We start from the raw sequence: 15035 nt of genomic DNA on the forward strand, positions 1-15035 counted from the left end.
TGGGGCGGGTTCGCAGTTGGTGGCTTATGCGGTGCCGCTGGCGGGGCGGGTGGATGGCGAGTCGGCGCAGGTGTTGCGCGAAACGCTCAAGGGTGTCCTGCGCTCGAGTCTGCCGGATTACATGGTGCCGGCGCACTGGCTGTTTCTTGAGGCCTTGCCGTTGACGCCCAATGGCAAGCTGGACCGCAAGGCTCTACCAGGTGTCGATGAAACACTTGTCCGGCGCGCCTGGCGGGCTCCGCAAGGCGAGCTCGAAGGCGAAGTGGCGCTGATCTGGCAGGACGTCTTGCAAGTGGAGCGCGTCGGTCTTGACGATAATTTCTTCGATCTGGGTGGGCATTCGTTGCTGGCTACCCAGGTCATTGTCCGGTTGCGCAACCAGTTGCGGGCCGAGGTACCACTCAAGTCGCTGTTCGAAACCCATGACCTGCAAGCCTTTTGCCGCTGCGTCGAAACGCACCGCACGGTGCACCAATCCCTGGATGAAGAATTGGCTAAATCCTTGGAGGCTCTCAAACGTTTATCAAGCAATGAGCTGGAGAAACTAATTTCTTAGTGGCCTATACGGTGAGTTCGTTAGCTCAAGTTCGGATGTCACCAACCCATGGCCAAGGCGCTGTGACCCGTCTAGCCGGGCTATGGCGAGCAACAGCAACGCCGGTCAGGGGCGGGTGGCGCCGAAATTGACTCATAGAACTCACCACACAGCACTAGTAAGGAGCTTTGGGTGCAAGCGTTGATCGAATCGGTTGGAAGCCTCTCGGTAAAGGAGAGGAAAGCGCTGGCGGTGCTGCTCAAGCAAAAGGGCATTAACCTCTTTACAGTAGTACCGGTTTTCAAGCGTAGCGCTGATGAACCGCTGCTGCTTTCCTTCGCCCAGGAGCGTCAATGGTTCCTCTGGCACCTTGATCCAGATAGCGCGGCGTACCACATTCCCAGTGCCCTGCGCTTGCGCGGGCCACTGGATGTGGCGGCGCTGGAGCGTTCGTTCAATGCCTTGATTGGCCGTCATGAAACCTTGCGCACCTCGATCGTCGAGGACGGCGAACAGGTGCTGCAAGTGGTACATGACGAGGTTCGCCTGACGCTCGTCTTACAAGACTTGTCGCTGGCTGAGGAAGTCCTTACAGACGAGGCGATTCGTTGTCTGGTCGAGCAAGAAACCCAGCAACTCTTCGATCTGCGCCAGGCTCCTTTGTTGCGGGTCAAGTTGCTGCGCCTGGCCCCGCAGGATCATGTGCTGGTACTGACCCAGCACCATATCGTCTCCGATGGCTGGTCGATGCAGGTCATGGTCAATGAGCTGATGCGCTTCTACACCGGCTTCAGCCAGGGGCAGGCCGTGGACTTGCCGGCATTGCCGATTCAGTATGCCGACTACGCGTTGTGGCAACGACAGTGGATGGAAGCCGGCGAGCGCGAGCGCCAACTGGCCTATTGGACGACACAATTGGCGGGTGATCCCGCCGTGTTGCAGTTGCCTTGGGATCATTCGCGACCGGCGCAGCTCAGCGAGCACGGCGCTCGCCTGGCGGTGGCCATTTCGACGGATCTTTCGACGGCACTCCAGGCACTGGCCCAGCGTGAAGGTGTCACGCTGTTCATGCTGCTGCTGGCGTCGTTCCAGACACTGCTGCATCGTTACAGTGGTCAGCGCGATATTCGGGTCGGTGTGCCGACGGCAAACCGCACTCGGGTTGAAACCGAGGGACTGATTGGTTTCTTCGTCAATACCCAGGTATTGAAGGCCGAATTCGCCGAGTCAGCCTCCTTTCTCCAGGTGCTCCAGCAAGTCAAGCAGGCCGTGCTGTCGGCTCAGGATCATCAGGACCTGCCGTTCGAGCAACTGGTAGAGGCGCTGCACCCGGAGCGCAGCCTGAGCCACAACCCGTTGTTCCAGGTGATGTTCAACCACCAGCGCGAGGGGCGTCAGGCACCTACCCAGGCAGCAGAGCAGGCAGTGGGGCTGGAGGTCGAAGGTCTGGTCTGGGACAAACAGACCTCCCAGTTCGATCTGACACTGGATACCTTCGAGTCTGCAGAGGGCCTGGCGGCCAAGCTAACCTATGCCACCGACCTGTTCGAGGCGACGACCATCGAGCGCATGGCCGGACATTGGCTGAACCTGCTGCAAGGCATCGTGGCCGATGCCTTGCAGGATGTCGCCTCGTTGCCACTGCTGTCGGCCAGCGAACGGCAGCGGCTGGTGATCGACCTCAATCGCAATGAATGGGCATACCCGCAGCAACAGAGCATCCATCGCCAGATTGAAGCGCAAGTAGCCCGCCAACCCGAAGCGCTGGCGTTGATCAGTGGCGAGCGCAAACTGAGTTACGCGCAGCTCAATGCCCAGGCCAACCGCCTGGCACATCACCTGATAACCTTAGGCGTCGGGCCTGAAGTGCGGGTCGGCGTAGCCCTGTCGCGTTCGCCACACCTGTTGGTGGCACTGCTCGCGGTGCTCAAGGCCGGCGGCGCCTATGTACCACTGGACCCGGATTATCCGGCCGAGCGCATCGCCTACATGCTGGAAGACAGCCGGGCGCGTTTGCTGCTGACCGAACCCGGCTTGCTGGCAAGCCTGTCGGTGCCGCAGGGGCTTGAGGTGGTGTTGGTCGGTGACGATGTGGTGACGGCTGGCGGGGGGCCGGATGGCAACCCGCAGACATCGGTCGATGCCCAGAACCTGGCCTATGTGATCTACACCTCCGGTTCCACCGGCAAGCCCAAGGGCGTGGCGATCGCCCATCGGAACGTTTCGGCATTGATCCACTGGTCGGGCCAGGTCTACCGCCAGGAAGATATTCAGGGGGTACTGGCCAGTACCTCGATCTGTTTCGACCTGTCGGTCTGGGAGTTGTTCGTAACCCTGGCCAACGGCGGCTCCATCGTACTGGCGCGTAACGCCCTGGAACTGCCCAAATTGCCGGCCCGCGACCAGGTACGCTTGATCAACACAGTGCCCTCGGCCATCGCCGCGCTACAGCGTGTCGGGCAGATTCCGCCGAGCGTGCGCATCATCAACCTGGCCGGCGAGCCCCTCAAGCAGTCGCTGGTGGAATCGCTCTATGGTCTGGCGTCGGTAGAGCATGTCTACGATCTTTACGGTCCTTCGGAGGACACCACCTATTCGACCTGGACCCGCCGGGAGCCGGATGCCAGGGCCAGCATTGGCCGGCCTCTGCCCAATACCCGCAGCTACCTGCTGGACGAACAACTGCAGCCGGTCCCCGAAGGGGTGGCGGCCGAGCTTTACCTGGCGGGAGCGGGGGTTACGCGGGGATACCTGGCGCGTCCTGGGTTGACCGCCGAGAAGTATGTTCCCGATCCGTTTTCCTCGGCGGGCGGACGCCTGTACCGCACAGGTGACCTGACACGCTACCGGGACAACGGTGTGATCGAATATGTCGGTCGTATCGACCATCAGGTCAAGGTGCGTGGTTTGCGCATCGAACTGGGCGAAATCGAGGCACGCCTGCTCGGCCAGGAGGCGTTGCGCGAAGCGGCGGTGCTGGCGACGGAGGGTATCGGCGGCCAGCAACTGGTGGCCTACATCGTGCCGGCGCAACCGGTGGTCGAGGCCACGGGGGCGGCGGCGCTGCGCGAAAGCATCAAGGCCCGGTTGCGTGAGCACTTACCCGAATACATGGTGCCGGCGCAGATAATCGTGCTGGAGCGATTGCCGCTGACCGCCAACGGCAAACTGGATCGCCAGGCCTTGCCTGCTGCACACGCTACTCAGGTTGCGCCTGCGTATGTCGCCCCGCAAAGCGAGCTGGAATGCGCAATCGCGGCAATCTGGCAGGATGTGCTCAAGCTTGATCAGGTCAGTCTGAGCGACAATTTCTTCGAGTTGGGGGGAGACTCGATCATCACCATCCAGGTGGTCAGTCGTGCCCGTCAGGCCGGTATCCGCTTTACTCCCAAGCAACTGTTCCAGCACCAGACCGTGCAGGGCCTGGCGACCGTTGCCCGCACGGGCGAGGTGGCGGTGACCGTCGACCAGGGACCGGTCAGCGGCGACATGCCGTTACTACCGATTCACCGCTGGTTTTTCGCCACTATCAAGGTCGAGCGTCATCACTGGAATCAGTCGGTACTCCTCAAAGCGGTCCAGCCGCTACAGGCCCAATGGCTTGAGCAGGCGTTGCGGGCCTTGCTCGTTCACCATGATGCCTTGCGCCTGGTGTTTCATGAGCACGAGGGCGAGTGGGGCGCCCGTTACCGTGGACCGCAGGAGCTGGCCCGCGAATGGACGCAGACACCGTTGCTCTGGCAGCGGGAGGTGGCTGACGAAGCTGCGCTGCAAGCCCTTGGGCAGCAGGCCCAGGCCAGCCTGGATCTGCAGCACGGTCCGTTGCTGCGGGCGGTGCTGGGGACCATGACCGATGGTAGCCAGCGCCTGCTGTTGGTGATCCACCACCTGGCGATCGATGGCGTTTCCTGGCGTATCCTGTTCGATGACCTGCAGGCGGCCTATACCCGGCTGCAGGCAGGGCAGCCCGTGCAGTTGCCTGCCAAGACTTCGTCGCTCAAGGCCTGGGCCGAGCGTCTGCGCGGCTATGCGCGTAGCGAGGCCTTGCAGCAGGAACTGGGCTATTGGCAGCAGGCGTTGGAAGGGGCCACTTCGCACCTGCCGTGCGAACGCCCGCAGGGCGGGCTGCAGAACAAGCACGCCCGGACCGTGCAGGCCAGCCTGGACGCCAATCTGACCCGGCAGTTGCTCCAGGAGGCCCCGGCGGCCTATCGGACCCAGATCAATGACCTGCTGCTGACGGCCCTGGCCAGGGTGATCGGGCGCTGGAGCGGACGGCCCGATACCTTGATCCGGCTGGAAGGACACGGTCGCGAAGAGGTGTTCGAGGACATGGATCTGACGCGCAGCATCGGTTGGTTCACCAGTGCCTTCCCGGTACGGCTCACGCCGCTGGAGGACCTGGCCGGGTCCATCAAACAGATCAAGGAACAGCTGCGAGCGATCCCCAACAAGGGGATCGGCTTCGGTGTCTTGCGCTACCTGGGCGATGCCCAGACCCAGGACCTGCTGGCGGCTCTGCCCGAACCGCGCATTACGTTCAACTACCTGGGGCAGTTCGATGCCAGTTTCGATGATTCGCGCCAGACCCTGCTCCAGCCTGCCGAGGAGAACGCCGGTGCGGAGCAGAGCCTGGAAGCGCCGCTGGACAACTGGCTCAGCTTGAGTGGCAAGGTGTTTGCCGGTCAGTTGCGCCTGGGTTGGACGTTCAGTGAGCAAATGTTCGAGGTGTCGACCATCCAGCGCCTGGCCGATGAACTGGTGCAGGAGCTGACGGTACTGGTGGCGCATTGTCTGGACGCCGGGAATCGAGCCGTCACGCCATCGGATTTCAGTCTGGCCCGTTTGTCCCAGGCGCAACTGGATGCCCTGCCCATCGCCGCCGGCGAGATCGAAGATATCTATCGCCTGTCGGCCATGCAGCAAGGCATGCTGTTCCACTCGCTGTACGAGCAGCGCTCGGGTCATTACCTCAACCAGATGCGCCTGGACATCGGCGGCCTCGACCCCGAGCGGTTCCGTCAGGCCTGGCAGGCGGTGATCGATCACCATGAAATCCTGCGCACGACGTTCGTCTGGCAGGGTGAGCTGGAACATGCCGTCCAGGTGGTGCGCAAGCAGCTCCAGGTGCCCTACCTGTTTGAGGACTGGCGCGAGCGGAGCGCGCTAGACATGGCCTTGGATGAACTGGCCGGCGAACAGTTGCGCATGGGCTTCGATCTGGTCCGGGGCCCGTTGCTGCGTCTGGCGGTGATTCGCACCGCCGAAGGGCGCCACCACCTGATCTACACCCATCATCATATCCTCATGGACGGTTGGAGCAGTTCGCAGTTGCTGGGTGAAGTGCTGCAGCGCTACAGCGGCCAGGCTCTGGCCCCTCGTACCGGGCGCTACCGCGACTATATCGGCTGGCTCCAGACGCAAAGCCTGACGGACAGCGAGCAGTTTTGGAAGGCCCAATTGGCTCCTCTGGAGACTGCGACGCATCTGTCGCGGGCCTTGTCGACGGGCTGGCGCCAGCCTGCTGCCCGCCCAGGACATGACGATTATCGCTGCCTGCTCGACGAGGCACAGACCCAGCGTTTGGTGGCGTTCTGTCGGCGGCAGAAAGTCACGGTCAATTCCCTGATGCAGGCGGCCTGGCTGTTGCTTCTGCAGCGTTACAGCGGCCAGGACACGGTATGCTTCGGCGCCACGGTTTCGGGGCGCCCGGCGCAGCTCAAAGGTATCGAGCAGCAGATCGGCCTGTTCATCAATACCCTGCCGGTCATCGCCACCCCGCGGGCGCAATACAGTGTGGCGCAATGGCTGCAAACCGTGCAGGCGCAAAACCTGGCCTTGCGCGAGCAGGAACACACGCCGTTGTTCGAGATCCAACGCTGGGCTGGCCAAGGGGGCGAGGCGCTGTTTGACACTAACCTGGTGTTCGAAAACTACCCGGTGTCGCAGGCACTGCAACAGGACAGCCCAGGCGAACTGCAATTCGCCAACCTGAGCAACCACGAGCAAAGCAATTACCCGCTGACCCTGGTGGTGGGGCTCAGCGAATGCCTGTCGCTGCATTACAACTATGCCCGAGCGTCTTTTGACGAGCGGGCCGTTGCACAGCTCAACGCCCATCTGTGTCTGCTGCTCAGGCAAATGAGCGAGGATGCCGGCCTGATGCTGGACGACTGCCAGTTGCATGATCAGGCGCAACGGCAAGCAATCATTACCGAGCTCAATCCACGGGTAGCGGCGTATCCGAGCGAGCGATGCCTGCATGAAATCATCGCTGCCCGTGCGGCGAGCGCACCGCAAGCCATCGCCTTGAGCCTTGATGCCCAATCGCTGTCTTATGGCGATCTCAACCGCCGCGCCAACCAGTGGGCGCATCGGCTCAGGGAACAGGGCGTGGGTCCGGAGGTGCGGGTCGGGCTGGTGGCCGAACGTGGGTTCGCGATGATCGTCGGTCTGTTGGCGATCCTCAAGGCGGGCGGTGCCTATGTGCCGCTCGACCCACATGCCCCGCGTGAGCGCCTGGCCTATATCGTCGAGGACAGCGCCATGGCCTTGCTGCTTGGCGAGCAGCCACTGCTCGAGAGCTTGCCGACCCCAGCGGGACTGGTGAAGCTGAACCTCGATGACAGTGTGACGGGCTACGACGAGGGCGAGCCGCAGGTGCCGATGAGCAGCGATCATCTGGCCTACGTGATCTATACCTCCGGCTCGACGGGTAAGCCCAAGGGCACGCTGTTGCCCCACCATAACGTGTTGCGTCTGTTCGCCGCCACCGAGTGCTGGTTCGGCTTTGGCGCGCAGGATGTCTGGACGTTGTTCCACTCCTACGCTTTCGACTTCTCGGTCTGGGAGATCTTCGGCGCGCTGCTGTATGGTGGCCGGTTGGTGATCGTGCCGCACGAAACCAGCCGTTCTCCCGAAGAGTTCCATGCCTTGCTCTGTCGCGAACAGGTCACGGTACTGAACCAGACACCGTCGGCGTTCAAGCAACTGATGCAGGTGGCGTGCGCGGATTCGGTGCGCTCGAGCAGCGCCTTGCGGTATGTGGTATTCGGCGGCGAAGCCCTGGACGTCAAGACGCTGCGTCCGTGGTTCGAGCGTTATGGCGATCATTCGCCACAATTGGTCAACATGTACGGCATCACCGAAACCACCGTGCATGTGACCTGGCGAGCGCTGTCGCTGGCCGACCTCGACAGCACGGCCAGCAGCCCCATCGGGGCACCGATCGCGGACCTGTCGTGGTACCTCCTCGATGGCGACCTGAACCTGGTGCCCCAGGGCTGCACGGGGGAGTTGTACATTGGTCAGGCTGGCCTGGCACGCGGCTACCTGAATCGCGGTGGATTGAGTGCGCAGCGTTTTGTCCCCGATCCGTTTGCCACCGCGGGTGGACGCCTGTACCGGACCGGCGACCTGGTGACTTATTGCCCCGACGGTACCTTGGAATATGTGGGACGCATCGATCACCAGGTGAAGATTCGCGGTTTTCGCATCGAGCTGGGCGAGATCGAAGCGCGCCTGCAAGCGTTGTCAGCGGTGCGTGAGGTTGCGGTGCTGGCGGTCGGAAGCCATGACAACCAGCAACTGGCGGCCTATGTGGTGCCAGCCATGGCGCTGGATGACGAGAGCGGGCAGCACCACTTGCGGCAAAACCTGCGGGCGGCACTCAAGCAGGATCTGCCTGACTACATGGTGCCGGCGCATCTGCTGTTCATCGATCACCTGCCCTTGACCCTCAACGGTAAGCTCGACCGCCAGGCACTGCCGGCGCCGACGTCGGGGCAATGGCAACGCCGTTATGTTGCCCCCGAGAGCGAACAGCAGATCAGGATCGCCGAGATCTGGCAGCACGTCCTGAAGCTGGAAAGGGTCGGGCTCGATGACCACTTCTTCGAACTGGGTGGGCATTCCCTGCTGGCGGTCAACGTGGTTTCGCGCATCCAGTTGGAGTTGGGCATGAGCCTGACGCCGCAACTGCTTTTTCAATACCCGGTCCTGGTTGATTTCGTCGCCCAGTTGCAAGCCGGTGGCGAGCAAATCAATACGTCGAAGCTGAACCGGCTGGAAAGCCTGCTCGACGAAATGGAGGAGGTGTGATGGACAAGCAAGTAGCTGCACGAATCGCCAAGCGGTTTATCACGCTTACTTTGGACAAACGCACGCTGTATCTGCAAAAAATGCTGGAGGAGGGAGTTTCTCCCGCCCACCTGCCCATTCCCGAGGTCAAGTCGTCTTTCGAGGCGTTGCCGTTGTCCTTTGCCCAGCAGCGTCAATGGTTTCTCTGGAAACTCGATCCGCAGAGCAGTGCCTATCACATTCCCACGGCCTTGCGCCTGCGCGGCGCATTGGACGTTGCCAGTCTGGAGCGCAGCTTCAACGCCCTGATAGCCCGGCATGAAAGCTTGCGCACGCGTTTTGTCGAGGACCAGGGGCGCACGCTTCAGGTTATCGAGCCCGAACTCAAGCTGAGCCTTTCGGTGCGGCAGTGGTCCGGTGCGACCGCCTGCGACGAGGCAATCGCGGCCTTCGTCGGCGAACAAAGCCAAGAAGTCTTCGATCTGACCCAGGCTCCGCTGTTGCGGGTGACGTTGTTGCGCCTGGCGGTCGACGACCATGTCTTGGTGTTGACCCAGCACCACATCGTCTCCGATGGCTGGTCGATGCAGGTCATGGTCCAGGAGTTGGTCGAGCTCTATGGTGCTTTCAGCCAGGGCCGCCAGGTCGAGCTGCCGGTGCTGTCGATCCAGTATGCCGATTACGCGATCTGGCAGCGGCACTGGATGGAAGCGGGGGAGCAGGCTCGCCAGTTGGAGTACTGGAAAGTCACGCTGGGGGCGGCGCAAACGGTCCTGGAGCTGCCGACCGACCACCCGCGTCCGGCGGTGCAGAGTTTGCGCGGCGCCACCCTGGCCCTGACCCTGGAGGCGCGGTTGGTCAATGGCATCCGCCAGTTGGCCCAGCAGGAAAACGTCACGCTGTTCATGGTGTTGCTGGCGTCTTTCCAGGTCCTTATGCATCGTTACAGCGGCCAGCGCGAGATTCTCATCGGGGTGCCTTCGGCGAACCGCAACCGGGTGGAAACCGAGCGCCTGATCGGTTTCTTCGTCAATACCCAGGTGTTCAAGGCCGAGGTCGACGGCACTGCGCCTTTTCGCCAATTGCTGGCCGCGTGCAAGCAGTCGGCGCTGGGAGCCCAGGCGCATCAGGATCTGCCTTTCGAGCAACTGGTCGAGGCCCTGCAACTTGAGCGCTCCTTGAGCCACAACCCCTTGTTCCAGGTGATGTACAACCATCAGAGCGCCGCTCGACAGGTGCCTCGCGCCGCCGCCGGACCCGCCTCGCTGCTGGACGTCGAGGTGCTGGCTTGGGAAAACCATACGGCCCAACTGGACCTGACCCTCGATACTTTCGAATCGGCTGATGGGCTGTCTGCCAGCCTGACCTATGCGACCGATCTGTTCAGCGCGGCAACCGTCGAGCGCATGGCCCGGCACTGGCAGAACCTGCTGCGTGCGGTGACCGCCGATCCCGCCGGGCGCATTGGCGAGCTGCCGATGCTGGATGACAGTGAACGCCTGCAGCGGCTCGAACAGTGGAATGCGACCCGCACCGCGTACCCGCTGGAGCGCACCGTCCATTCACTGATCGAACAACAGGCGAGCGCGACACCAGACGCGGTGGCCCTGGTCTTCGCCGGGGAGTCGTTGAGCTATCGACAACTGGATGGCCGGGCCAACCACCTGGCCCACCAGTTGATCGCCCAGGGCGTAGGCCCGGATGTACTGGTGGGTATCGCTGTCGAGCGCAGCCTGGAAATGGTTGTTGGCCTGCTGGCCATCCTCAAGGCGGGCGGTGCCTATGTGCCGTTGGACCCGGAGTATCCCGAAGACCGCCTGGCCTACATGATCGCAGACAGCTCCATCAGTCTGCTGCTGACCCAGCGCCGCCTGCTTGCCCGCTTGCCACTGCCTGACACGGTGGCGACGTTATGCCTGGATGAGCTGGAAGCGGACTGCGTTTGTGCGACGCCGCCGCCCGTCGCCTTGCATCCGGAAAACCTCGCCTACGTCATCTATACCTCGGGCTCCACCGGAAAACCCAAGGGCGCCGCTAACCGCCACAGCGCGCTGACCAACCGTCTGTGCTGGATGCAACAGGCGTATGGCCTGGGCAGCGACGATGCGGTGCTGCAAAAGACCCCGTTCAGCTTCGATGTCTCGGTCTGGGAGTTTTTCTGGCCACTGCTGACCGGCGCCCGCCTGGTGATCGCCGAACCTGGCGATCATCGCGATCCGGCGCGGCTGGTGGGGCTGATCAACCAGCAGCGTGTCACCACGCTGCACTTCGTGCCGTCGATGTTGCAGGTCTTCTTGCAGGATGAGAACGTCGCGCTCTGTACCGGACTCAAACGCATCGTCTGCAGTGGCGAAGCGTTACAGGTGGATACTCAACAGCAGGTATTCGCCAAATTGCCGGATACCGCTCTCTACAATCTGTATGGCCCCACCGAAGCGGCCATCGACGTGACCCACTGGACTTGCCGTGAAGAGGGCCGCGACAGCGTGCCCATCGGCGAGCCAATCGCCAACCTGCAAACCTATGTACTGAGTCATGAGCTGGCATTGGTACCCAATGGGGTGATGGGTGAACTCTACTTGGGGGGAGAGGGCCTGGCCCGTGGTTACCATCGCCGTGCCGGACTGACAGCCGAGCGTTTTGTCGTCAGCCCGCTGGGCGACGGCCAGCGCCTCTATCGTACCGGCGACCTGGTACGCCAGCGGGCGAATGGGATCATCGAGTACGTGGGGCGGATCGACCACCAGGTAAAAGTGCGTGGGTTGCGCATCGAGCTGGGTGAAATCGAAGCCCGGCTGCTGGAACAAGCCAGCGTGCGCGAGGCGGTGGTGCTGGCGATCGAAGGCAGCGGCGGCCTGCAACTGGTCGGCTATGTGGTACCTGCCGACGACTCGCTGGCCGGAGCCGATCCCCAGGCCCAAGGCGCGCTGCGCGATGCCCTCAAACTGGCGCTCAAGGGCAGCCTGCCGGACTATATGGTCCCGGCACACTGGCTGTTTCTGGCGCAATTGCCGCTGAGCCCGAATGGCAAGTTGGAGCGCAAGGCCCTGCCCAAACCGGATGTCAGCCAACTGCAGCAGACCTATGTGGCACCGCGCAATGAACTGCAGCGGCGTATCGCAACGGTCTGGCAGGAAGTGCTCAAGGTCGAGCGGGTGGGATTGAGCGATAACTTCTTCGAGTTGGGCGGTGACTCGATCATTTCCATCCAGGTGGTCAGTCGTGCCCGGCAGGCGGGGATCCGTTTCACGCCCAAGGATCTCTTCCAACACCAGACTGTGCAGGGCCTGGCCACGGTGGCCCAAGTGGGCGATGGCGGTCTTGTCATCGAGCAGGGACCGACCGTTGGCGCGACCCCCTTGCTGCCGTTCCAGCGACTGTTCTTCGCAACCGTGACGGTCGAGCGCCATCACTGGAACCAGTCGGTGCTGCTCAAACCGTCCCGTCCCCTTGATCCCGCGCAACTGGAACAGGTATTGCGTGCGCTGATCGTGCAGCATGACGTGCTACGCCTGCGCTTCAGCCAGGAGGTTGACCGCACGGTGTCGGCCTGGACAGCCACTTACCGCACCCTACGGGAGCAGGAGGCGATCTGGCAGCAATCTCCGGTGCTGCATCAGGCCGATGCAGCCGATGTGGCAGCACTCGAGCAGCTCGGCGAAGAGGCCCAGCGTAGCCTTGATCTGGGCAATGGCCCCTTGTTGCGTGCCGTCTTGGTGACGATGGCGGATGGCTCACAGCGTCTGTTGCTGGTGATCCACCATCTGGTGGTCGATGGGGTTTCCTGGCGGATTCTGTTCGAGGACCTGCAGACGGCCTATCAGCAACTGCAGGCCGGTGAGGCGCTGGCCCTGCCAGCCAAGAGCAGCGCCTTCAAACGCTGGGCCGAGCGGCTGCAGGCCTATGCGCGCGATAAAGCGCAACAGCAGGTATTGCCCTACTGGCTGGAGCAGTTCCAGGGTGTCGTGGCCGACTTGCCTTGTGATCGTCCTGGGGCCGCCTTGCAGAACCGCTACGCTGACAGTGTACAGAGCCGACTGGACACGACCTTCACCCAGCAATTGTTGCAGCAGGCACCGGCAGCCTATCGCACCCAGATCAACGACCTGTTGCTGACGGCCCTGGCTCGGGTGATCGGGCGATGGACGCGGCAGGCGTCGGTGCTGGTGCAGTTGGAAGGACACGGTCGGGAAGACCTGTTCAACGATATCGACCTGACGCGGACGTTGGGCTGGTTTACCAGCCTGTATCCGCTCAAGCTCACGGCCCAAGGGACTCCAGGCAGCGCGATCAAGGCGATCAAGGAGCAGGTGCGGGCGATTCCCGACAAAGGGCTGAGCTTTGGCGCCTTGCGTTACCTTGGGGATGAAGCGGCGCGCGAGGCACTGGCCGGCTTGCCGCTGCCGCGTATCACCTTCAACTACCTGGGGCAGTTCGATGGTAGCTTCAGCGAGGCGCAGGGGGCGCTGTTCGTGCCATCCGGCGAAAGCCGCGGCGCCGAGCAGAGCCCCGAGGCGCCGCTGGGCAACTGGCTGACCGTCAATAGCCAGGTGTATGCGGGCGAGTTGAGCGTCAGTTGGTCCTTCAGTCGCGAAATGTTCGATGTGCAGACTCTGCAGGTTCTGGCCGACGAGTACGTGCAGGAACTCAAGGAGCTGATCGCCCATTGCTGTGAGTCGCCAGCACAAGGTGTCACGCCTTCGGACTTCCCGTTGGCGCGCCTTGAACAGGCGCAGTTGGACAATCTCGACGTACCCGCCGGGCAGATCGAAAACATCTATCCGTTGTCGCCCATGCAGCATGGCCTGTTGTTTCACAGCCTGTATGAGCCGCACAGCAGCCACTACATCAACCAGATGCGCCTGGATGTCGAAGGTCTCGATGCATCGCGTTTCCAGCAGGCCTGGCAAGCGGCGATGGATGCCCACGATATCCTGCGTAGCCGTTTCGTCTGGCAGGGTGAGTTCGCCGAGCCGATGCAACTGGTGCACAAGCACCTGGCGGTTCCGTTTACCGTGCGGGACTGGCGCGCTCATGCGCAATTGGACCTGGACCTGGAGGCTCTGGCGCAGTCCGAGCAGCAGGACTTCGACCTCAGCCGGGCGCCATTGCTGCGTTTGCAACTGGTGCGCACCGGTGAGAATCGTCATCACCTGATCTACACCCACCACCACATCCTGATGGATGGCTGGAGTCACTCGCAGTTGATGGGCGAGGTGCTGCAGCGTTATCACGGCCAGACACCGATTGCCCACCCCGGTCACTACCGGGACTATATCGCCTGGTTGCAACGCCAGGACGTTGCTGTCAGCGAGTCGTTCTGGAAGGCACAATTGGCGCCGTTGCAGGAACCGACGCGGCTGGCCGGCGCTTTTGTGCCCGCAGGGGCTGGCGGGCAAGGCGATCTGCGGCAACTGGTGGATGTCGATACCACCCGCCAACTGAGCGAGTTCGCCCGCCAGCAAAAAATTACCGTGAACACGCTGTTGCAGGCCTCGTGGCTGTTGCTACTGCAACGTTACACGGGGCTCGGGACGGTGTGCTTCGGCGCTACCGTATCGGGCCGGCCAGCGGACCTCAAGGGGGTTGAGCAGCAGATCGGTCTGTTCATCAACACCTTGCCGGTCATCGCCAGCCCGTGTGCGCAGCAAAGTGTCGGGGAGTGGTTACAGGCGGTCCAGGCGGGCAACGTTGCCCTGCGTGAGCATGAGCACACGCCCTTGTTCGACGTCCAGCGCTGGGCCGGGCTGGGTAACGATGCGTTGTTCGACAGCCTGCTGGTCTTCGAGAACTACCCGGTTGCCGAGGCCTTGCAGCAGGAGGCCGCGGATGATCTGCTGTTTGGCCGCATCGACAACCATGAGCAGACCAACTATCCGCTGACACTGTCTGTGACGCTGAGCGAGACCCTGTCGTTGCATTACAACTATGCGCAGACGCATTTCAGCGATGCCGCCGTCGAACAGATCAGCCGGCATTTGCTTATTTTGCTGGTTGCCCTGTCCCGGAGCGCCCAGACGCCTATCGGCGAACTTGGCCTGCTGTCGGCGGACGAGCGCCGGTTGCAGCTTGAGGCATGGAACGCCAACGAGCTGGCTTATCCGCGTGAGTTGTGCATTCACCAGCAGATCGATGCCCAGGCGAGCAGCCAGCCGCAGGCCATCGCCCTGACGGTCGGCGCGCAGCACTGGAGCTACGAACAACTGAACCGGCGGGCCAACCAGTTGGCCCATCGCCTGATCGAGTCGGGCGTCGGCCCGGAGGTCCGGGTCGGCGTGGCGATGAGCCGTTCGGCGCAGATGGTGGTGGCCTTGCTGGCCGTGCTCAAGGCCGGCGGCACCTATGTGCCGCTGGACCCGGACTATCCGGCCGAGCGCGTGGCCTACATGCTCGAAGATAGCGGTGCCAAGGTGCTGTTGAC

General features: G+C 62.5%; 3 protein-coding genes. All 3 read left to right on the forward strand.

Annotated features, from left to right (window positions below; translation table 11 throughout):
- Positions 1-556 (forward strand): phosphopantetheine-binding protein (locus BMX68_RS16110; protein ID WP_256218799.1); only part of this gene is annotated, 556 nt, incomplete at its 5' end.
- 171 nt (positions 557-727) lie between these two features.
- A complete protein-coding gene (locus BMX68_RS26410; protein ID WP_074862357.1) occupies positions 728-8635 on the forward strand; it encodes a non-ribosomal peptide synthetase in 7908 nt (2635 codons plus the stop codon).
- A partial coding sequence (locus BMX68_RS16120) for a non-ribosomal peptide synthetase (RefSeq protein WP_439896039.1) occupies positions 8632-15035 on the forward strand: 6404 nt, incomplete at its 3' end. The genes BMX68_RS26410 and BMX68_RS16120, both read left to right, overlap by 4 nt.

The organism is Pseudomonas agarici, from assembly GCF_900109755.1.
Lineage (GTDB): Bacteria > Pseudomonadota > Gammaproteobacteria > Pseudomonadales > Pseudomonadaceae > Aquipseudomonas > Aquipseudomonas agarici.